Below are 20,297 nucleotides of genomic sequence, written 5' to 3' on the forward strand. Positions count from 1 at the left end.
AACATAACATTGTTACGTTGTAAATCATAATTCAATGATTCCCGGGAAACACACTTCTATACCCGGAGATGAAACCCGCTCCAACGGCACCGTTAACAAAAATAAACGACGGACTCCCCCGTCAGGAAAGTCCGCCGCTCTCGGCACGGATATCTTCTTCGTTTGTTTCCTTACTTCGTCTCCATTCCGTTTTCCGGCAGCAACGCTTTAATTCTGAATGCCATACGCAAACGCAGCGTTTCCTCCGGATCTTTAAGACTCCGGCCGATAATCTCCTCGCATTTTTCCAATCGGTAAATAACCGTATTGCGATGGATGTACAGCCGCTTCGCCGTTTCGGCAAGTTGGCAATGAGTCTCCAGGTAAACAGACAACGTCTGGAGCAGCATATGATGATCCTTAAGCGTCTCATCTGTGAAACCTTGCATCGTGTCGGTGTAAAACTTCCGCAAATGCTCGTGTGGGATCATGCGCAAAATTTCGGGCACTTCTTTGGGCTGATAATGTTCAATAAAACGCGTCTTGCCCGCCATGCTGCCGAAGTATAGCGCTTCGTTCGCTTCCTTATAAGAGACAGGGATTTGGGCAAGAGGCTGCGCATAACCGCTGACGCCGAACGACAGTTCCGCTCCGTAATGAGCAGCGATTTTGAACTGAAGGCGTTCCAGAAGCGCCACAAAAGAAGGTTCAACCTCTTTCCACTCCTGGACCATCGGCATCAAGAACACGTATGAGCGATCATGATTGAACAAAAGCAGCGGATGGCGGAAATGGGCCAGTTCCGCTTCGAGATGTTCGGCGATGCGGTCCTGCTCCGCTTTGTACTGCATAAACGAGGTCGTTTTGTCGGTACCATCGAGCTTGCCGACCGCGCAGATATACCGCTGGTGTGAAGACAGGCCGAATTCCCGGCCTCGGCTGGCGATCTCCTCACTGCTCGAGAACGAACCCCCGATGAAGTTAGCGAAAAACTCGTTCTGGATCTGGCGACGATTTTGCTTGAGCGCGTTGTCCTTCATCAGCTCGAACGCGATGACATTGGTCGCTTGTTCCACGGTCAGAATACTCGAACGTTCGGTCGGCAAAACGAAACCCTCAATACATAGGTAATGCAGTTGTCTATGGGTATATACCGGAAACAGCGTGATCGTCTGTCGTTCTTCGTCCAGCAAGGAGAAAGCGGAGAAAATGGAAGGTGCCACATGAACACGACTGCCTCCGGACAGCATATTTTCAAAACGAACCGCGGTGGAGGCAGCGGAGAAGCGACCGCAGATCGGCTGCAGGTAAGGACCAAGCAGAAGAACAGGCAACCGCAGCAGGGAAGCCAGTTGGTCCAGCAGCTTCGGAATGCCCTGGCCGCTCATAATCTGCTGAGTGAATTGTCGATGCGTCTTCATGGCATTGTGCAGTTCGGTTGTCCGCACGTCGAGGATATGACTCAACGATTTATTGACGATATCCCCGAGTGACGGTTCCACAGGCAGTTCCATCAGCGGCAGTCCCAGCTCGTCCGCAAGCCGGACCGCCGACTCGGGAATACCGCCAAGGAACCGTTTGCTTTTTATGCCGAGGGCCGCACAGTCCTGACGACTCATCTGCCGGATCAACTCCAGGAGTGCCGGCAGATCATCCTTAAAATGAAAGGCCGTCGTAACAAGCAATTCATTTCTTTTCAGGTAAGGAATGATATCGGGGGCATCCATCATATTGACGGTGTAAACTTCCCGATTCACCCCCTTCGCTCCCGCGACAATGGCAGTCCCATCAAACACCGGCAGCTTCAGCAGATCATCCAGTTTCATCGTTCCCTCACCCTTTGGTTAACATGACTAATAAATTTTCTAATTCTTCTACATTTACGTGAATGATTTCCCTTTTGTTTTATTTTACGATTAATTAATCATATTGCCAAGTTAACAAATATAACACCGGTTGGAAAGCTTGTGGTGCCGGAATGGGGAGAGATTACATTGATGATCGAACAGCCGAATCCGTCAGCCTTATCCGAACAGGTCGAAAACATGATCGAATGGCTGGCCTCCCACGGGGGAGACGAAAGCGGCGGGGTGACACGGCTGCTGTATGACCCCGCCTGGATAGCTGCCCAGCGGGCAATCAAAGAGAAAATGGAAAAAACCGGGTTGTCTGCCCGCTACGACGATGTCGGCAATCTCTTTGGCCGCGTTGCCGGCCGTGATCCCGAAGCGCGTGTCATACTGACAGGTTCGCATATCGACACAGTGAAAGGCGGCGGCAAATATGACGGAGCCTACGGCATCGTCGCCGCGCTGATTGCCGTGGAATATTTACTGACCCATTATGGCCTGCCGCTCAAGCCGATCGAGGTTGTGTCACTATGCGAAGAAGAAGGAAGCCGCTTTCCGATGACCTACTGGGGCTCCGGCAATATTACCGGAGTCAAGAGCCGGAAGAAGGTTCGCGACATCAAGGACGCCAACGCCGTTCCGTTCGAGCAAGCAATGCGGGATGCCGGGTTCGGATTCGGACAGCATCCGCAGCCGGAGCGCCGCGACCTGGAATGCTTTATCGAACTGCACATCGAGCAAGGCCAGGTGCTGGAGCGCGAAGGGAAATCCATCGGCGTTGTCAGTCATATCGTCGGACAGCGCCGCTACGATATTACGGTTCGCGGCGAGAGCAATCATGCCGGCACGACGCCGATGCATTGGCGTCACGATGCGATGTTTACCGCAGCCGAATTGATCCGGCTGCTAACGCATCGTGCCAAAGCGGACGAGAGCGGACTGGTCGCCACCGTCGGCCGGATGGATGTCAAGCCAAATGTCGGAAACGTGATTGCTAGAGAGGTCACCTTCAGCTTGGACGTGCGGCACAGCGATGCGGAGAGAATACGGTTGTTCTGCGAGGAATGCTTTGGCGAATTCGAGAACATCGCGGCCGAACATGGAACAGACGTCGTTTGCCGGAAATGGATGGACGAGTCGCCGGTCGCGATGGACTCTGTACTGAGCGCGACTGCCGAAGATATTTTGAAGCAGAAAGGCATTTCGTACAAAACGATGACCAGCGGGGCGGGACATGACTCACAGGTATTCGGGATCTATTGTCCGACGGCGCTGTTGTTTGTACCGAGCCGGGGCGGAATCAGCCACTCGCCGGAGGAATTTACGAATACGGAAGATTTGCAGCGCGGTGTGCGCCTGCTGATCGACTTGCTGTATAAGCTAGCTTATTGAATAAACAATCAGGAGGCGTTACGAGATGACGAAGTACCGGGAAATCCATGCACCTTTGAGAACGATTATGACGCCGGGGCCGGTCGAGGCTGATCCAAGAGTGCTGCGCGCGATGGCGACGCCGATTCTGGGCCAATTCGATCCGGAATTCACGCGGATGATGAACGAAACCATGGACATGTTGCGGCAGACGTTCCAGACGGCGAACCAGTGGGCCTTCCCTGTCGACGGCACTTCCCGCTCCGGCCTGGAAGCCGTACTCTGCAGTCTGATCGAACCAGGCGACAAGGTACTCATTCCGATCTTCGGCCGCTTTGGCCATCTGTTGACCGAGATTGCAGAGCGTTATGGTGCCGAGCTTCACTTCATGGAGTGTCCATGGGGAGAAGTGTTCGACCAACAAGCCGTCATCGATGAAGTTGAGCGCATACAGCCGAAAATTTTAGCCATTGTGCACGGAGAAACTTCAACAGGCTGCATGCAGCCATTGGACAAAATCGGACCAGCTTGTCGCGAGCGAGGCGTGCTGACAGTCGTCGATGCGGTCGCTTCGATCGGCGGCGCGCCGGTCAAAGTGGACGAATGGCAGCTTGACGCGGTCATCGGCGGAACGCAGAAATGCATTTCCGTGCCGTCCGGGATGGCTCCAGTCACCTATAACGAGCGAGTCGAGCGTATTCTGGCGAGCCGGAAAAAGGTCGAGCGCGGCGTCGCGATCGACAGTGACCGCCGGAACGTCGCGCAGCCGATCCGCAGCAACTACCTGGATTTAAGCCAGCTGCAGGATTACTGGGGACCGCGCAGGCTGAATCATCATACGGAGGCCACGTCCATGCTGTACGCGCTGCGCGAAGGCCTGCGCATTCTGCTCGACGAAGGACTCGAAGAACGCTTCGAGAGACATAAACTGCACGAAAAGGCACTGATGGCCGGCATCCGAGGCATGGGCCTGGAGTTATTCAACGACGTCGCATGGAAGCTGCCGGTCGTGACTTGCGTGAATATTCCGGCAGGTGTCGACGGCGAGTCCGTCCGAACCATGCTTCTACAACAGTTCGGCATCGAGATTGCCAGCTCATTCGGCCCGCTTCACGGGAAGATTTGGCGGATCGGCACGATGGGCTACAGCTGCCGCAAAGAGAACGTCCTCTTCGTTCTGTCCGCGCTGGAAGCTGTGCTGATCAGACATAACGCTCCGATCGTGATCGGACGCGGCGTGCAAGAGGCGCTTGATGTGTATGAACAAGCACGGTTAGATGTTGCATCGCAAAGCTAAGACGGGCTACGACGCGAAGAACAAGACGCGGCGTCCGTTCACACTGATTTTCAGTTACAAAGGATTCCGGAAACCTCCGGAATCCTTTTGCATAAATCCAGCTTCGATGAAAAGCGTTCTGCGCATGGATGCGCCGCTTGAACGAATTCAACGAAGCTCCAAGCGGAAGGTGAAGTATGAACCATTTGATCTCGCTGCGCTCGGGTCTGGCGGGGCTGCAGTGGCTGTTTTTTTTGTTCACGAATACGGTCGTCATTCCGATCACCGTCGGAGCAGCCTTCGGGCTGCCGCAGGAGAAAATTCAATTTTTGATTCAATGCTCATTTGTCCTGACAGGGCTTGCCTGTGTCGTACAAGCAGGGCTTGGGCATCAAAGAGCTGTCATGGAAGGACAGTCCGGATTATGGTGGGGCGTTATCCTGAGCCTCAGCGCATCCGCGCCGTCTCTGGGCATTTCGCTAACGGAACTGGGCGGCAGTCTGGCGGTCGGAATCATGATCTCAGGCGTAATCACAGTTCTGATCAGTGTATGCGGATTGGCCGCTCCATTATCGAAACTGTTTACGCCAGGTGTGATGGCAGTATTCATGTTCCTGCTCGGCTGCAGGTTGAACACGATTTTTCTCGAAGGCATGCTCGGCATATCAGCAGGTTCTTCCTCCGAAGCCTCGGTCATTCAGCCAAGCATTTTCCTCTTAGCCGCAGCAGTGGCCATTTTCGTCGCCGTTCTGTCGGTAAAAGCCAGAGCCGCGATCGGACAATATGCGCTGCTGATCGGCATTTTGGGCGGTTGGGCGCTGTTTGTGTTGATCTTCGGCGGAGAAAGCGCAACAGCCGGATCAGGCAAGCTGGAAGCGGGCTGGTTCCCGCTCGGCGGACCTTCGGATGGACTCGACACCGGTGTTGTAGCCATTGCAGTCATCGCCGGTTTAGTCAACACCTCGAATACATTCGGGGCATTGAAAGGAACCGACAGCATTTACGAACAAGAGGCATCTGGAGGTCAGTACCGACGCTCCTTCACGATCAGCGGCGTGCTCGCGGTCGTGTCCGGGCTACTGGGGCTTGTGCCATATGCACCTTATGTTTCGTCCGTGGGTTTTCTCCAGCAAACCCGCATCCGGGATCGGCTCCCCTTCGTGATCGGCGGTTTGCTGTTCTTCGGAATCGGCCTGATTCCGGCAGTCAGTGCTGTACTGACGCAACTGCCGCTAAGCATCGGGAGCGCCGTGCTGTTGGTGACGTATTTGCGGCTGCTTGGCTCTTCGCTGCAATATTTCGGCCAAATTCGTATGGATGCGGCGAACCTGTACCGGACGGCAGCGCCTTTATTTGTCGGAATTATCGTTATGGGATTGCCGTCATCAACCTTCTCTTCGCTGCCCCCACTGCTGCGTCCACTGCTCGGAAACGGCCTGCTGGTCGGCATTTTACTGGCATTGCTGCTGGACCGGGTCCGCTTCCACTCCGCACGGTAAGCAGGGGCAGCGGGCTTGAACGATGATCGAGTACATGATTAAGGAGAAGCCCATTCTTCCCGGAGCGCTCTCCACCTCGATTCATAAACGAAAGGAGAAACATAATGAGAGGAATACACGAGGTTCATACAGAGGTATCAAAACGAAACGCTGAGGCGGAAAATAATCCGCCCAAGGCCGACAAATGGGGAGCTTTCGTCGACGCTTCAATCAAGCTGCCGTGCACCGGAACAGGCCGGCTCACCGGATTGACTTTTGCAGTCAAAGACGTCTTCGACATCAAGGACGTAACAAGCGGTGCCGGCAACCCGGATTGGCTGCGCACGCACAAACCCGCCGAATCTACCGCTCCGGCGTTACTTGTCTTATTGGCAAACGGCGCAAAACTCGAAGGCACGACGCAGACCGACGAGCTGATGTACAGCCTGAACGGGGAGAACGCCCATTACGGAACGCCGGTCAACCCCGCCGCACCCGACCGGATCCCCGGCGGTTCGTCAAGCGGTTCGGCCGTCGCGGCTGCGGCGGGGCTGGTCGACTTTGCCATAGGAACGGATACTGGCGGTTCAGTACGCATTCCATCATCATACTGCGGCCTATATGGCTTCCGCCCTACGCACGGAGCCGTATCGACAGAAGGCGTCATTCCACTGGCACGCAGTTTTGATACGGTCGGCTGGATGAGCCGGACTGCGAACGTTTTATTAGACGTCGGAAGCGTTCTGCTGGAAACGAGCAAAGGCACTTCGAATTTTGAGCGGGTCAGCAAAACCTTCAGTGAAAACGCGGAAGTTCACCCATCCGGCAGCGACATACCGCAATTCACGCGTTTTTTCACGGCGGAAGAAGCATGGGGCCTGCTCGAAGCCGAAGACCGCTCGCTTCTGAATACGAAGCTCCGATCGCTTACCGACTGGCAGGATGGTGGATCCGCAGTCCGATTGACAGGACATACGGAGAGCCTGACTGACTGGTCGGCGGCGTTCCGCGTGCTTCAGGGGCTGGAAATCGTTCGGGAACACGGTGAATGGATAACAAATGAGCGTCCGCAGTTTGGCCCGGGAATCGCGGAACGTTTTGCATGGGCCGGAACACTCGAGGAATCCGCCAGCACGTCAGAAGCCGAACTGCGCGTCCGCATTCGGAGCAAGCTCGTTGAACTGCTGGGCAAAGACGGGCTCCTGGCAATACCGACCGCACCAGGCCCCGCTCCACTGCTTGGGCTGCAAGGTCTGGAAGCCGAGGATTACCGGGCGAAGACCATGCAGTTGTCCTGTATCGCGGGACTTTCGGGCATGCCCCAGGTTACCATCCCCGTGATCCGCCAGGACGGGCTACCGCTTGGACTTTCCTTTATCGGCGGTCCGAATACGGATATGAAACTGCTGCACTGGACAGCAAAACATGTTACGGAAGAGGTGCTCGGATGAAACTCGCAACAATTGTACACGAACAACGGGAGCAAGCCGCCTTTTTGACGGATCGGGGCATCATCCCGCTGGTATGGCTGAACGAACGGGAAGGGACGGATTGGGAAACGGATCTGTTGGCATTGCTGCAAAAAAACAAACTAAACGCTCTGCTCGGCTGGTATACCGGCGGCGGAAAGGCTCTCCTCACTGAACTGCCTGCCCTCGTGCACGGACAAGTCTCTTATCGTGCGCTTTACCGCCAGCCGGGAAAAATGATTGGCGTAGGCATGAACTATATGGCAAAAGCAATCGAGCTGTCCGGACGTCCGCCGGAGGACGAACCGGTCATTTTCCTCAAGCCAGACACATCGCTGATCGGTCCCGGCGAGTGCATCCGTCTCCCGGATCGAGCGGGGCAAATCACCGCGGAAGCAGAGCTGGCGATCGTCGTCGGCCAAACGTGCAAGGGAATCAGTGAAGAGGAAGCCATGAGTGTCGTGGCCGGTTTCACGACCTCGCTCGACATGACTGCCAAGGATATCCACTCTCGCAATCCCCGATTCATGCAGCGCGCCAAGAGCTTCGACACGTTTCTGAGCCTGGGCGCCACCCTCACTACAGTTGATGAATATGCGAGCCTGGCGGAACTGGAGGTCGAGACCGTGCTGAATGGTGAAGTGGCGCACCGTAATACCGTCAGCAGGATGATGTTCTCCCCTGCTTACCTGATCTCTTTCCTCTCACATGTGATGACGCTGCATCCGGGAGATATTATTTTAACAGGAACGCCCGGTTCCGTCGTGATCAAACAGGGAGACAAGGTAGAATGCCGAATCGCCGGGCTGAAAACACTGAGCAATATGGTGGAGACCTGAATCAAATCCTTTGTACTTTTATACATCAAAACCCGAAAATATAGCGCTTACAATATAAACTTACGTAATGTGTAATATTTTTTTAGTCAAATTCAACAGCAAACCCGATGACAATCTACGTTTTTGTCAATGATTTATGAAGATAAGGTGATAAAATAAGAAACATAAACCAAAGGTCAGTATACATTACATATTAGAGTAATGTTATCTTACATTAAATCATCTGGGATATATGCAAAAGGCTGGCCGAACGGTCGTTTAATCTTCAAACCGACCAGCCTTGCACACCCAATAAAAACGAGGGAGTGGGTCGAGTATGTCTACGAATTTGGCAGGTCGAGTGTTGGAGGAGACGCAGCTGCAGGAAAAGATCAGTGTGGACGACTCCCTGAAACCGAAGCAAGAGAGCGACAGAAAGATTGGACCGGTATCTTACATGTTTATGTGGATCGGGGACGGCGTGAACCTCGGCAACATGACGCTCGGGGCGAGCCTGATTGCCGCTGGCGTCGCTACGCTCAATGTGTTTCAGACGTTTGTAGCCGCGATCATTGCGATCGGTATCATTTCCGTTATTTTCGCCCTGAACGACCGATTCGGCTACCGGACGGGCATCCCTTACGTTGTTCAGCTGCGGATGTCGTTCGGCATCAAGGGCTCGATGATTTCCTCATTCCTGCGCGGCGTGCCTGCCATCGTCTGGTACGGTTTCCAGAGTTGGGTCGGGGCAACGGCGCTGAATGAAATTGTGAAGGTGCTGAGTAGCGGCAGCTTCGACAGCATCCCGATTTGTTTCGTGGTGCTGCAGGCGGTTCAGATCGTTCTCTCGCTTTATGGCTTTCATGCGATCAAGTGGGTGGAGACGCTCGCTTCCGTTGTCATCATGCTGGCCCTCGTCTACGTGTTCGGCATCTTGCTCAATTCCCACAGCACGGCAATTGCCGAGCATTGGGTGAACGCTCAGGGGACATGGGGACTTCCCTTCTTTGCCTTCATCATGGTATTTCTCGGCAACTATGCGGCGATCTTTCTGAGCGCAGCGGACTATTCCCGTGAGCTCAAAAGCGGCATCAGCGACAAAAAGCGCAGTATGCTTTACTTCTTGCCCATCTTTATCGCCTACGGCTTCGTCCTGACGATCGGGGCCATGATGGCCGCGGCGACAGGCATTTCCAATCCGGTCAAAGCATTCGCCGTCATCGTCGACAATCCGTATATCACCGTTGGTGTGTCCGCCTTCATCGTCATCGGTGCGGTTGCCGTCAACATGGTGGCCAACATCGTACCGCCAGCTTACGTCATCTCGCTCGTTACCAAGCTGAAATACAAAGCATCCGTCATTATAACCGGATTACTCGCGCTCTGCTCCTTCCCTTGGGTACTCGTGCAGGATTCTTCGGCCAAAGGCTTAAACATGTTCATCCTGATCTACTCCGCTTTCCTTGGTCCGATCGTCGCAATTATGTTAGTCGAATACTACATTTTGCGCAAACAGAAGGTCGATACGGTAGAGCTGTATCTGGAAAACGGCGCTTTCAAAGGCTATAATCCGAGCGCCATACTCGCCATGCTGATCGGAGCAGGCGCAGCATTCCTACTGGTCGACATCGGCTGGATCATCGGATTTACCGTAGCGGGCATCGCATACCTACTGCTGAGCAAACTCGCTTTCAAAGGCTCATCGTTCAAGAAGGGTACGATTTTTGAATAAACAGTCTCAACTATACATTGGAAACCACCACCTAAAAGGAGAGATGCGCATGGAACGTTACGATCTGATCGTACGCGGCGGCAGCGTGGTGCTGCCGGACGGTGTCACGAAAGTCGATGTCGGGGTCAAAGACGGAAAAATTGCGGCAATCGCCGCCAAACTGGAGGGCGAAACAGAGCAGGAATGGGACGCGGCGGGACTCCATGTGCTTCCAGGCATGATCGACGTGCACGTTCATTTCAGCGAGCCGGGCCGCGAGCATTGGGAAGGCTTTACGACCGGATCAGCCATGATGGCTGCCGGCGGCTGCACCACCTTCTTCGATATGCCGCTGAACGGCATTCCGTCTACGGTGAATGAGGAGGCGCTGCTGGATAAGGCTCGTCTTGGAAACGAAAAGTCGCTCGTCGATTTCGGCCTTTGGGGCGGACTCGTGCCGGGTAACGAAGACGATCTGCAGCCTTTGGCGGAATCTGGCGTGATTGGATTCAAAGCGTTCCTGTCCACGACAGGCAACAAAGAATTCGAAGCCGTGGATGACATGACGCTCCTGAACGGCATGAAAAAGATTGCAGCACTCGGCAAGGTACTGGCCTTGCATTCCGAGAGCGCAGCAATCACCAACTGGCTGAAAGCGGAAAAGGAAGCGGCGGGACTTGTGAGTGCTGACGACTATCTGGAGACTCGCCCGATTCTCGCCGAAGTTGAAGCAGTGGAACGCGCACTGCATTATTCGGAAATAACCGGCTGCGCGCTGCATTTTGTGCATATCAGCTCGGCTGCGGCCGTGGCGAAAATCGAGGCGGCGAAGGCTCGCGGCATGAATGTAACGGTTGAGACGTGCCCGCATTATTTGCTCTTTAATCACAATAGTCTGCGGGAAAAAGGCAGCATCGCCAAGTGCGCGCCTCCACTGCGGGAAGCAGACGAGCAGCAACGGCTAATCGCCCTGCTGGCACAAGGCAAATTCGATATGCTGTCGTCGGACCATTCACCGTGTCCGTACGATATGAAGGACCCGAAAGATTATAACCTCTTTCAGGCCTGGGGCGGCATTAGCGGTGGACAGTTCACGCTGCTGTCTGCCCTGGAACTGGCACTGGCGCACGACATCCCGCTCGAGCAGGTTGCCGCGTGGACGGCATCGAATCCGGCGGAGCGCTTCGGTCTCGCGGGCAGCAAGGGCACCATTGCCATCGGGATGGATGCCGATCTGGCGATCGTCGATTTGAACGAAGCGTTTACGGTCACGGAAGAAAATTATTATGCCAAACATAAACAGAGCCTGTATATCGGGCATACCTTCCCGTGCAGCGTGACCGGTACCGTCGTTCGGGGACATATCGTCGCTCGCAGCGGCGACGTGTCGACGAAGGTTGCGACAGGCAGCTGGCAGAAGCCGTGAATAGATACGAATCACAAAGAAGCAGGTTGAGAGATCAACCCGCTTTTTTCGTTTAAGTATGCGACTACCGTTCTATTTTCATCGCTAACGGATACCGTTCGAGAAATCCATATTCATGATTGCAAAAGAGGGACAATCCATTTAATCTTGGTATGAACACGAATGAAAGGGGTTACTTCACGTTATGGCACTGATCACTTGCAACTTTTATTCCGATACGCTTGGCTTGAGCACAAGTATGCACGTCATTCTCCCGCAGCAGACCCACACCCAGATCGGCATGGAAAATGTAACGGGCAAAGGACTTCATCCTACCCTGTATTTACTGCACGGTTTGTCCGACGACGATTCCATCTGGCTGCGCCGCACCTCAATCGAACGTTATGTGGCTCAGCTCGGCATTGCCGTCGTCATGCCGCAAGTCCATCGCAGCTTCTACACCGACATGGCCGAAGGCGGGCGGTACTGGAGCTTTATCAGCGAAGAGCTGCCCGCGCTTGCGCGCTCGTTCTTCCCGTTGTCCGACCGCCGGGAGGACAACTTCGTTGCCGGCCTCTCCATGGGCGGATACGGCGCTTTCAAGCTTGCGCTGCGCAAGCCGGACCAGTATGCGGCCGCAGCCAGCTTGTCCGGCGCGCTCGACATGGCAGCGCACATGGACAACGCTTCCGGCGCACTTAGTCGCGCGGAGCTGGAACGCATTTTCGGGCCGAGCATCGCCGGGACGGAAAACGATCTGTTCCATCTGCTGAAGGAAAGCCAAGCTTCCACAGGACCTCGCCCTCTTTTATACCAATGCTGCGGCACAGAGGATTTCCTCTACGAAGACAATCAAACGTTCCGACAGGCCTGTGCACAGACAGACTTCCAACTGACTTACGAAGAAGGGCCTGGGGCTCACGAATGGGGATATTGGGATGCGAAAATCCAGGATGTCCTGAAATGGCTGCCATTGGCGAAGAAAGAATAGTCGGCAAGCGAGAGCGATTCGGAGCAGAATTTTACGTTCTGCCCGCTTCGTCTTTTACCAAAAAAAGAAGCAGGAACGAGAGCTTACGCTCTCACCCTGCTTCTTTTTATATAACCGGTCATTTCGGACCAAACATTAACCGCGGTTTTCGATCCACTGCTCCGTCAGCTCGAGCACCTTTTCGCTGCGTGCAATCGCTTCGGCAACCTGGCCGGATGCCGTTCCGCCGTAAACGTTACGGGCGTTGACCACCGCCTCCGGCTGCAGCACATCATAGATGCGCTCATCGAACAGCGGGGAGAACTGGCGGAATTCGTCGATCGTCAGATCGAGCAAATATTTACCGTTCTGGATACAGTAGAGCACCGTTTTGCCGATGACTTCATGCGCTTGGCGGAAAGGCAGCCCTTCGCCCACGAGGAAGTCGGCGATGTCCGTTGCGTTGGAGAAGTCCTGATTGACGGCCTGGCGCATGCGACCTTTGTTGACTTTCATCGTCGCGATCATCGGAGCAAACAATTGCAGCGCGCCTTCCAGCGTGGCTACCGTATCGAACATGCCTTCTTTGTCTTCCTGCATGTCTTTGTTGTAAGCAAGCGGGAGAGATTTCAGCACCGTGAGCAAGCCCATCAGATTGCCGTATACACGTCCCGTTTTGCCGCGAACGAGTTCCGGTACGTCCGGGTTTTTCTTCTGCGGCATGATGCTGCTGCCTGTGCAGAACGCGTCGTCCAGCTCCACAAAGCCAAACTCCGTGCTGCTCCACAGCACCAGTTCCTCGCTCAGTCGGGACAGATGCGTCATGATCAGGGACGCCGCTGCCAGGAACTCCACGATAAAGTCACGGTCGCTGACCGCATCCAGACTGTTTTCGTACACGCCGTCGAACCCGAGCTGCTCGGCCACGAAGTGGCGATCGATCGGGAACGTCGTTCCGGCAAGCGCTCCGGCGCCCAGCGGCAGCACGTTAATGCGTTTGTAGCTGTCCATCAGCCGCTCTGCATCGCGTTGGAACATGGACACGTAAGCCATCAAATGATGCGCGAACAAGATCGGCTGCGCACGCTGCAAATGCGTATACCCCGGCACGATCGTATCCAGGTTGTCCTTCGCTTGCCCGATCAACGCTTGCTGCAGCGCATGCAGCATGCCGACAAAACCAACCACGCGCTCGCGCAGGTACAAGTGCATGTCCGTCGCGACTTGGTCATTCCGGCTGCGCCCCGTATGCAGCTTGCCGCCAACCGGACCAATCGTTTCGATCAGGTTTTTCTCGATGTTCATATGAATATCTTCGTCAGATACCGAGAACTCCACTTCGCCTGCACGGATTTTGTGCAGCACGGTAATCAGGCCTTCCTTGATCGTTTCCACGTCTTCGGCAGGCAAAATGCCGCATTTGCCGAGCATCGTCACATGGGCCAAACTGCCTTGAATGTCTTCCTCAGCCAGCGCTTTGTCAAAGTTGATGGATGCCGTGTACTCCTCCACCAGATGATTCGTTTGTTTCGTAAAACGTCCGCCCCACAGCTTGCTCACGGTGAATATTCCCCTTTCGCTCATGGACAAAGCCGCTCCTGCCGAAGTTTCGGCAAGAACGGCCCGCCTTGTCATTGATTATGCATGCCAACGCTGGCAGCTTGTATATGCACGTTCCGAGCCGTATAAAACGCCCGGCGCCCGCGAATTAGTTTTTGTTTTGCTCCACGCCGGAGTTCACTTTCAGGCGCAGCGCGTTCAAGCGGATAAAGCCGGTTGCATCCCCTTGGTCGTACGCTTGCGTCGGATCAGCTTCCATCGTAGCGATGTCCGGGTTGTACAGGCTGACAGGGCTTTGTACGCCTGCGCCGATAATGTTGCCTTTGTACAGCTTCACGCGCACGGTTCCGGTCACGTTTTTCTGGCTTTCGGTCACGAGTGCTTGCAAGGCAAGGCGTTCAGGCGCAAACCAGAATCCGTTGTATACCAGCGTGCTGTAACGCGTAATCAGGCTGTCGCGCAGGTTCATCACTTCGCGGTCCATCGTGATGGATTCCATTTTGCGGTGAGCGGTGAACAGGATTGTGCCGCCCGGCGTCTCGTATACCCCGCGGCTCTTCATGCCGACGAAGCGGTTTTCCACCATGTCGACGCGTCCGATGCCGTGTTTGCCACCCAGCTCGTTCAGTTTCTCCATGACTTGCAGCGGGCTCAAACGCTCGCCGTTCAAGGCCACGCAATCGCCTTTTTCGAATTCCAGCTCCAGATATTCCGGTTGATCCGGCGCATCCTCGGGAGAGCTGCTGAGCAGGAACATGTCTTTATTTTCTTCAGAGCTTGGATCGAACCAAGGATCTTCCAGCACGCCGCTTTCATAGCTGATGTGCAGCAGGTTGCGGTCCATCGAGTATGGTTTTGCCGCGGAAGCCGTTACCGGAATGCCGTGTTTCTCGGCATATGCGATCATTTCCGCACGTCCAGGGAATTGGTTGCGGAATTCTTCCAAACGCCAAGGCGCGATCACTTGAATATCCGGTGTCAATGCAGCCGCGTTCAGCTCGAAGCGAACTTGGTCGTTCCCTTTGCCCGTAGCGCCGTGAGCGATCGCCGTAGCGCCTTCGGCGCGTGCGATGTCCACCATGCGTTTGGCGATCAGCGGACGCGCGATGCTTGTGCCGAGCAGGTATTGTCCCTCATAAAGAGCGCCTGCCTGGAACATTGGATAAATGAAATCTTTCGCGAACTCGTCGCGCAGATCGTCGATGTACACTTTGGACGCGCCCGTCGCGAGTGCTTTCTCTTCCAGTCCGTCCAATTCTTCTTTCTGACCGATATCTGCCGTGAAGGCGATGATTTCCGCATCATATGTTTCTTTCAGCCATTTCAAAATGACCGATGTGTCCAGTCCGCCGGAATAGGCGAGTACGATTTTTTCCTTAGCCATTGTCGCTTCCCCCAAAGTTGATATCCGTGAATATGTTGGGTTGTGCACACCACTCCGATTGCAGTACCATCTTCCGATCTTCGTTATCCCCGGATTTTTTGATCACTCTATAAACGGGCAAATCCGGTGATAAAGGCGAGCGCTTCGCTTCTCCAGATTGGTTCTGCACTCTCCGTTAATGCACAAACATCAAATCCACTTCTATCAAAAAATATAATTAATAAATAATGATAAATCTCGCTTTGTTCTATCATCGCTAACCCCGTCCTCAAAATCAACCATTTTGAGGAAAACGGCGGTTATTCGCTCATTAACGCAGCCATCAAGGCCTTCTGTGCATGCAAACGGTTTTCGGCTTGGTCGAAGATGACGGAGTTCGGGCCGTCAATGACGCCTTCGCTCACTTCTTCGCCGCGGTGCGCCGGCAGGCAGTGCAAGAACAGGTAGTCCGGCTTTGCGCCTTTCATCAACTCTTCGTCCACTTGATAGGCCGCAAATGCTTGCTCGCGCACTTTTTGCTCCTCTTCAAAGCCCATGCTCGCCCATACGTCCGTGTATACCACGTCCGCGTCCTTCACAGCTTCATGCGGATCGTAAGTTACAGTAACTTCAGAGCCGCTCTCCTTTGCAATGCTGCGTGTCTGCTCTACAATGGCGCTGTCCGGCTCGTATCCCTTCGGCGTAGCAACTGCGACATGAATGCCCATTTTCGCCGCACCCAGCATGAGGGAATGCGCCATGTTGTTGCCGTCGCCCACGTATGCCAGCTTCAAGCCTTCAAGCTTGCCTTTGTGCTCCAGCACCGTTTGGAAGTCAGCCAGCACTTGGCATGGATGCGCTGCATCGCTCAGGCCGTTGATGACCGGAATATCTGCATGTTCCGCCAATTCAGTCACGTTATGATGTCCGAACGTACGGATCATGATTCCGTCGAGATAGCGGGACAATACTTTCGCCGTATCATGCGTCGTCTCGCCGCGACCGAGCTGAATATCGTTTTTGCTGAGGAACAGCGCGTGTCCGCCCAACTGAAACATGCCTACTTCAAAAGATACCCGCGTACGCGTGGACGATTTTTCGAAAATAAGTCCGATCGTTTTGCCTTTCAGCGGCTGATAAGGCACGCCGTTTTTCTGTTTTCCTTTGATCTCGATGGCCAGATCGAGCAAATAACGGATTTCCTCTGCCGTATAGTCCGTGAACTCGATGAAATCCCGGCCTCTAAGGTCGATTTTTTTGATTTGGGTTTGCGATGCTTGCGTCATTATTCGTATCCTCCTTCATTCCGGTTCCCTGCACCCGCCTGGGCAGAAAAGAAAACCCATTCTCTTCTGCATTCTCACGCGGCGCCATGCGGCTGCAGGGATTCAGCTGTACATGTTCACCCGGAGGGCCGGAAGTGGCCCCCGGAGCAAACGAAATATTTTAACCACCTTCAATTGAAGAGTGGACTTACAAATTACGCGTTTTTAGCAGCAACATGCTCTTGGATCAGTTCCGTAACGAGGGTTACCGCCTGATCAACCTCTTCCTTGCTCACCAACAGGTTAGGCAGCAGACGAATCACGTTCGGTCCTGCATTGACGAACAGAATGCCGCGCTTTTGCCCAGCCGTAATAATATCGCCGACCGGCTCCGCACACTCGATGCCCACGATCAGCCCGAGGCCGCGCACTTCCTTCACGAACGGAATGTCTGCGAGCTTCTCGCGCAGTGCATTCATCAGGTATTCACCAGTCTCTGCGGCACGCTCCGGCACGCGTTCCTCCAGCATCGTTTCCACGGTGGCGATCACCACCGACGAAGCGAGCGGCGTACCGCCAAACGTAGTCGCATGGCTGCCCGGCGTAAACGCATCTTTCAGATATCCTTTACCCAGCATGGCGCCCACAGGGAAGCCGCTTCCGATCCCTTTGGCGACCGTGAAAATATCCGGCTCAATGCCATAATGCTCATGCGCAAACAGCTTGCCTGTCCGTCCCATGCCCGTTTGCACCTCATCCACGATCAGCAGCAATCCGTGCTCGTCGCACAGCTTCCGGATATGCTCGACGAATTCGCGTTTGACCGGATGCACGCCGCCTTCTGCCTGCACCATTTCAATCATGATCGCCGCCGTTTTGGGCCCGATGGCTGCTTCGAGCGCTTCTGTATCATGGAGCGGTACGGTCACGAAACCGGCCGGGAGCGGAAGGAAACCTTCCTTCACTTTATCCTGGCCTGTTGCCGTCAACGTTGCCAAGGTGCGTCCATGGAAAGATTGGGCAAACGTGATCACTTCATAGCGGTCCGTGCCCTTCACTTTCTGGTGATAGCGGCGAGCCAGCTTGATGGCCGCTTCGTTCGCTTCCGCTCCGCTATTGCAGAAGAACACCGCGTCCGCGCACGTATTCGCCGTCAACAGCGCTGCCGCTTTCTCCTGGCCTGGAATTTGGAACAGGTTGGATACGTGCCACAGCTCATCGATCTGCGCTTTCAGCTTCGCCGCGATTTGATCGGGCGCATGGCCAAGGCTCGTTACCGCAAGACCGCTCATGAAGTCCAAGTATTTATTGCCTTGATCGTCCCATACCCAGCTGCCTTTGCCCTTAACAAGACTGATGGGATACCGCGAATATGTCTGAAAAAGCGAGCTCTCCGTTTGCCCGGAAGGCGCCGCCGCAGCTGCTACAGCACCCGCTACCGCCGTAGCGGCGCCGATTTGTTCATTGTCTTTTGCCATCGCCGTTTCACTCTCCTGTTCCTTAATGAATGCGTAGGGAATGCCGATTAAGAGGCTGCAACGAAATAAAGCATCGCTACTTTCCTTGCAGCTCCTAAGGCATCCGGATAATGCGCGTACCGATCGCTTCTCCGCCAAGCACGCGGCTCAAAATTTGCGGTTCGCTGCCATCCACGATAACGACCTCGCGGACGTCGCCATGAATGCAGGCAATGGCCGCGCGCACTTTCGGAATCATGCCGCCATAGATTTCTCCGGTCTGAATCATGTCCTCGATCTCCTGCACGGAGACGGAAGGCAGCACCTTTTTCTCGCCGCGTACCGTCTTCATGATGCCAGGCACGTCCGTCACAACGATCATGCGGCTTACGCCAAGGTGGGAAGCTACTGCTCCAGCCGCCGTGTCGGCGTTGATATTGTAGCGCTGCCCGCTCACATCCACACCCACCGGGGCGATGACAGGCATGTAACCCATGTCCACAACGCCTTGAATAATCGGGGCTTCCACACCAGTCACTTCGCCAACCCAGCCGATTTCAGCGTGGTTCGTTACCGGTCTGGCCTGAATGAGTCCCCCGTCCACGCCGGACAATCCGATCGCCCGGCCGCCCACGCGCTGGATCAGGCGAACGATCTGTTTGTTGATGCTGCCCGCGAGCACCATCTCCACGACATCCAACACCGCTTCGGTCGTCTTGCGCAATCCGTTCACGAATTCGGTCTCGATGCCGAGCTTTGCCAAATTGTCCGAGATCGCCGGGCCGCCGCCGTGCACAATGACGGGCTGAATGCCCTGAGCCTGCAGATCCCGCAGATCCGCAAAAAACGATTCCGGCAACGCCGCCAGCGTGCTTCCTCCACATTTCATCACAAAGCGCTGCTTGCCCGCTTCGGTCCGAGCCCCGTTCTGTTCGCTTGGCAAAGTTGTTGAACTCATGACGCCACCCCTTTCACTGATGAATTAACATTGAACCAATGATTTTTACACGGAGACACTACGTGGTCATGTAAATGTCTAGTTCAACCTATCCAAATGCTCTATTATGTGCGGTATGCCGCATTGATTCGTACATAGTCGTAAGTCAAGTCGCAGCCCCATGCGATGGCGGAACCTTCGCCATGGTTCAAGTCGACCACGATGCGAACGGTATCGCCTTGCAGGTAGGCCAGCGCCGCCTCTTCATCGAAAACTACCGGACTGGACTGCTTCAGCACCGAAATGTCGCCCAAACGGATGTCCACCGTATTCGGGTTAACAGGCTGGCCTGCACGCCCTACAGCCGCGATAATGCGCCCCCAGTTGGCATCGGCGCCGAACATGGCGGACTTCACCAGGCTGGACCCGATCACGGTCTTGGCGATCGCCTGTGCGGAGTCATCGCTAACTGCCCCGGTTACTTGGACTTCCACCAGTTTCGTGGCGCCTTCGCCGTCTCGGGCGATCGCTTTGGCCAGCACTTCGCACACATAAATGAATCCAGCCGCAAAAGCTTCCCAGTCGGCATGCTCAGGCGTCAGCTCTTCATTGTCGGCCAATCCGCTGGCCATGGCCACCAGCATATCGTTCGTGCTCGTGTCCCCGTCCACGGTAATCATGTTGAACGTGCGGTTGGTCGTCTGACGCAGCAATTGGTGCAAGGCCTCCGAACCGATGGCCGCATCCGTGGTCATAAAAGCAAGCATCGTGGCCATGTTCGGATGGATCATGCCCGAGCCTTTGGCCGCGCCCGCAATCGTTACCGTTTTGCCGTTTACTTCAACGGATACGCAAGCTTCCTTTTTCACCAGATCCGTGGTCAGGATCGCTTGGGAAAATTGTTCCGCCTGCTCCGCATCCACGCCCAGGTTTGCCGGCAATGCGGCAATGCCTGCATGCACCGCGTCCATTTTCAGCAATTCGCCAATGACACCCGTCGATGCCACGGCAACATCGTCCTCGGCTACGCACAGCTCGCGTGCAGCCGCAGCGCGCATGGCGTACGCATCGTCCTCGCCCTGCTGCCCCGTGCAAGCATTCGCATTGCCGCTGTTCACTACCACCGCTTGCAGGCGGCCGTTCACGAGACTTTCGCGAGTGACCTTGAGCGGGGCTGCCTGGAATACATTCGTTGTATATACCGCAGCCGCAGCCGCCGGCACGTCGCAGCGAATGGCGCCGATATCGTTGCGCGATGTTTTTTTCAGCCCGCAGTGCAATCCGCCAGCAGCGAACCCGCGCGGGGTTACGATTGTTCCGTTCTTAATGACGGCAAAAGCCTGTTGTTCCACATTTGTTCCCATATGTTATCCCCCGTCAGGCGTTCG

At 54.9% G+C, this 20,297-nt stretch carries 15 protein-coding genes; 8 read left to right on the top strand and 7 right to left on the bottom strand.

Annotation, left to right across the window (positions count from 1 at the left end; translation table 11 throughout):
- Nucleotides 1-170: 170 nt before the first annotated feature.
- Entirely contained in the window at nucleotides 171-1,805 is a 1,635-nt protein-coding gene (locus RSX24_RS23375) for a PucR family transcriptional regulator (protein WP_343261936.1), read from the bottom strand.
- Between the two features lie 171 nt (nucleotides 1,806-1,976).
- On the opposite strand from RSX24_RS23375, the gene allC reads away from it, so the two are divergent.
- The 8 genes from allC (at nucleotide 1,977) to RSX24_RS23415 (ending at nucleotide 12,348) form a co-directional block, all read left to right on the top strand.
- Complete coding sequence (allC, locus tag RSX24_RS23380; RefSeq protein WP_343261987.1) at nucleotides 1,977-3,221, top strand: allantoate deiminase; 1,245 nt, start codon at nucleotides 1,977-1,979, stop codon at nucleotides 3,219-3,221.
- A 25-nt stretch (nucleotides 3,222-3,246) separates the two neighbouring features.
- On the top strand, nucleotides 3,247-4,497 hold the full coding sequence (locus tag RSX24_RS23385; protein ID WP_236420898.1) for a pyridoxal-phosphate-dependent aminotransferase family protein: 1,251 nt from the start codon (nucleotides 3,247-3,249) through the stop codon (nucleotides 4,495-4,497).
- Nucleotides 4,498-4,673: 176 nt separating this feature from the next.
- Nucleotides 4,674-5,975 (top strand): uracil/xanthine transporter, encoded by a 1,302-nt coding sequence (locus tag RSX24_RS23390; protein ID WP_343261937.1) that lies wholly within the window; start codon nucleotides 4,674-4,676, stop codon nucleotides 5,973-5,975.
- 104 nt (nucleotides 5,976-6,079) lie between these two features.
- Nucleotides 6,080-7,405: an amidase family protein gene (locus tag RSX24_RS23395; RefSeq protein WP_343261938.1), complete on the top strand. Its 1,326-nt coding sequence runs from the start codon at nucleotides 6,080-6,082 to the stop codon at nucleotides 7,403-7,405.
- Complete coding sequence (locus RSX24_RS23400; protein WP_343261939.1) at nucleotides 7,402-8,262, top strand: fumarylacetoacetate hydrolase family protein; 861 nt, start codon at nucleotides 7,402-7,404, stop codon at nucleotides 8,260-8,262. The genes RSX24_RS23395 and RSX24_RS23400 overlap by 4 nt, the downstream gene beginning before the upstream one ends.
- 316 nt (nucleotides 8,263-8,578) lie before the next feature.
- Nucleotides 8,579-9,973 carry an NCS1 family transporter gene (locus RSX24_RS23405; protein WP_236420902.1) on the top strand — a complete coding sequence of 465 codons (1,395 nt, stop codon included), beginning with the start codon at nucleotides 8,579-8,581 and terminating at the stop codon, nucleotides 9,971-9,973.
- A 49-nt stretch (nucleotides 9,974-10,022) separates the two neighbouring features.
- Entirely contained in the window at nucleotides 10,023-11,378 is a 1,356-nt protein-coding gene (locus RSX24_RS23410; RefSeq protein WP_343261940.1) for an allantoinase, read from the top strand.
- Nucleotides 11,379-11,562: 184 nt separating this feature from the next.
- Entirely contained in the window at nucleotides 11,563-12,348 is a 786-nt protein-coding gene (locus RSX24_RS23415) for an alpha/beta hydrolase (protein WP_339274893.1), read from the top strand.
- 135 nt (nucleotides 12,349-12,483) lie between these two features.
- Here the strand turns inward: RSX24_RS23415 and argH are convergent, their stop codons facing one another.
- The 6 genes from argH to argJ all read right to left on the bottom strand — a co-directional run bounded on the left by argH (nucleotide 12,484) and on the right by argJ (nucleotide 20,273).
- The gene (gene argH / locus RSX24_RS23420) at nucleotides 12,484-13,887 is read right to left on the bottom strand and encodes an argininosuccinate lyase (RefSeq protein WP_236420946.1); all 1,404 of its coding nucleotides are present in this window, start codon (nucleotides 13,885-13,887) and stop codon (nucleotides 12,484-12,486) included.
- A 148-nt stretch (nucleotides 13,888-14,035) separates the two neighbouring features.
- Nucleotides 14,036-15,271, bottom strand: coding sequence for an argininosuccinate synthase (locus RSX24_RS23425; RefSeq protein ID WP_339274895.1), 1,236 nt, complete (start codon nucleotides 15,269-15,271; stop codon nucleotides 14,036-14,038).
- 299 nt (nucleotides 15,272-15,570) lie between these two features.
- Nucleotides 15,571-16,536: an ornithine carbamoyltransferase gene (gene argF, locus RSX24_RS23430; protein WP_236420906.1), complete on the bottom strand. Its 966-nt coding sequence runs from the start codon at nucleotides 16,534-16,536 to the stop codon at nucleotides 15,571-15,573.
- 194 nt (nucleotides 16,537-16,730) lie between these two features.
- Nucleotides 16,731-17,993, bottom strand: a complete 1,263-nt coding sequence (gene argD, locus RSX24_RS23435) for an acetylornithine transaminase (protein ID WP_343261941.1) — start codon at nucleotides 17,991-17,993, stop codon at nucleotides 16,731-16,733.
- A 94-nt stretch (nucleotides 17,994-18,087) separates the two neighbouring features.
- Nucleotides 18,088-18,930, bottom strand: a complete 843-nt coding sequence (gene argB / locus RSX24_RS23440) for an acetylglutamate kinase (RefSeq protein WP_438286874.1) — start codon at nucleotides 18,928-18,930, stop codon at nucleotides 18,088-18,090.
- A 104-nt stretch (nucleotides 18,931-19,034) separates the two neighbouring features.
- The gene (argJ, locus tag RSX24_RS23445; RefSeq protein ID WP_343261942.1) at nucleotides 19,035-20,273 is read right to left on the bottom strand and encodes a bifunctional glutamate N-acetyltransferase/amino-acid acetyltransferase ArgJ; all 1,239 of its coding nucleotides are present in this window, start codon (nucleotides 20,271-20,273) and stop codon (nucleotides 19,035-19,037) included.
- Nucleotides 20,274-20,297 lie beyond the last annotated feature (24 nt).

The organism is Paenibacillus hubeiensis (assembly GCF_032334105.1).
GTDB classification, from domain to species: domain Bacteria; phylum Bacillota; class Bacilli; order Paenibacillales; family Paenibacillaceae; genus Paenibacillus; species Paenibacillus hubeiensis.

Coding starts and splice junctions, on each gene's coding strand:
- RSX24_RS23375 (WP_343261936.1), bottom strand. CDS start 1,805: ATGAAACTGGATGATCTGCTGAAGCTGCCGGTGTTTGATGGGACTGCC.
- allC (WP_343261987.1), top strand. CDS start 1,977: ATGATCGAACAGCCGAATCCGTCAGCCTTATCCGAACAGGTCGAAAAC.
- RSX24_RS23385 (WP_236420898.1), top strand. CDS start 3,247: ATGACGAAGTACCGGGAAATCCATGCACCTTTGAGAACGATTATGACG.
- RSX24_RS23390 (WP_343261937.1), top strand. CDS start 4,674: ATGAACCATTTGATCTCGCTGCGCTCGGGTCTGGCGGGGCTGCAGTGG.
- RSX24_RS23395 (WP_343261938.1), top strand. CDS start 6,080: ATGAGAGGAATACACGAGGTTCATACAGAGGTATCAAAACGAAACGCT.
- RSX24_RS23400 (WP_343261939.1), top strand. CDS start 7,402: ATGAAACTCGCAACAATTGTACACGAACAACGGGAGCAAGCCGCCTTT.
- RSX24_RS23405 (WP_236420902.1), top strand. CDS start 8,579: ATGTCTACGAATTTGGCAGGTCGAGTGTTGGAGGAGACGCAGCTGCAG.
- RSX24_RS23410 (WP_343261940.1), top strand. CDS start 10,023: ATGGAACGTTACGATCTGATCGTACGCGGCGGCAGCGTGGTGCTGCCG.
- RSX24_RS23415 (WP_339274893.1), top strand. CDS start 11,563: ATGGCACTGATCACTTGCAACTTTTATTCCGATACGCTTGGCTTGAGC.
- RSX24_RS23425 (WP_339274895.1), bottom strand. CDS start 15,271: ATGGCTAAGGAAAAAATCGTACTCGCCTATTCCGGCGGACTGGACACA.
- argF (WP_236420906.1), bottom strand. CDS start 16,536: ATGACGCAAGCATCGCAAACCCAAATCAAAAAAATCGACCTTAGAGGC.
- argD (WP_343261941.1), bottom strand. CDS start 17,993: ATGGCAAAAGACAATGAACAAATCGGCGCCGCTACGGCGGTAGCGGGT.
- argB (WP_438286874.1), bottom strand. CDS start 18,930: ATGAGTTCAACAACTTTGCCAAGCGAACAGAACGGGGCTCGGACCGAA.
- argJ (WP_343261942.1), bottom strand. CDS start 20,273: ATGGGAACAAATGTGGAACAACAGGCTTTTGCCGTCATTAAGAACGGA.